Origin of the sequence: Zoogloea sp. (assembly GCF_023150065.1) — a bacterium.
In the GTDB taxonomy this organism is placed as follows: Bacteria; Pseudomonadota; Gammaproteobacteria; order Burkholderiales; family Rhodocyclaceae; genus Zoogloea.
The window spans coordinates 1-602 of sequence record NZ_JAKLLN010000167.1; the positions used below are offsets into that span (position 1 = coordinate 1).

1 protein-coding gene is annotated in these 602 nt (G+C 72.6%); it reads left to right on the plus strand.

Features of this window, described 5'->3' with window-relative positions:
- Positions 1 to 602, plus strand: a 602-nt coding sequence (locus tag L6Q67_RS24075; protein ID WP_296576212.1) for an O-antigen ligase family protein, incomplete at both ends; no start/stop codon positions are given.

Sequence of the window (602 nt, forward strand, 5' to 3'; positions counted from 1 at the left end):
TGAGCGCTTCGCGCACCGGTGCCGTGGGCCTGGCGCTGGTGGCGGCCTGGGGTGTGCTGGACCGGCGGCTGTCGGGCCGCACGCGGGTGCTGCTGGTGGCCGCGCCGCTGTTGTGGGCGGTGTCCTACGGCGCCATGACCCTCTATGGCCACTGGAACGCCCAGGCGTACGGAGCCGCGGCGCGGCTGGCCAGTGGCGAGGCGACCGGCGGCGAGAGCCCGAATTCGCGGCTGCGCATCTGGGCCAATGCGCTGCAGTTGATCGCGCAGCAGCCGTGGCTCGGTGTCGGCTGGGGGGAATTCAACGTGGCCTGGTCGCTCACTGCCTTCCCGGGCCGGCCGACGGCCTTTTTCGACCACACCCACAACCTGCCGCTGCAGTTGCTGGCCGAGTTGGGCGTGCCCCTGGCCACGGCGGTGATGGCGCTGCTCGGGTTCGCGCTGTGGCAGGGCTGGCGCCGCGCCCGCGCGGCGGGCGGCGAGCGCGGCACGACCGCGATGACGGCCTGGATGATGGTGGTGCTCATCGGCGTGCACAGCATGGTGGAGTACCCGCTGTGGTACGCCTACTTCCTGCTGCCCGCGGCCTGCGCCTGGGGCTAT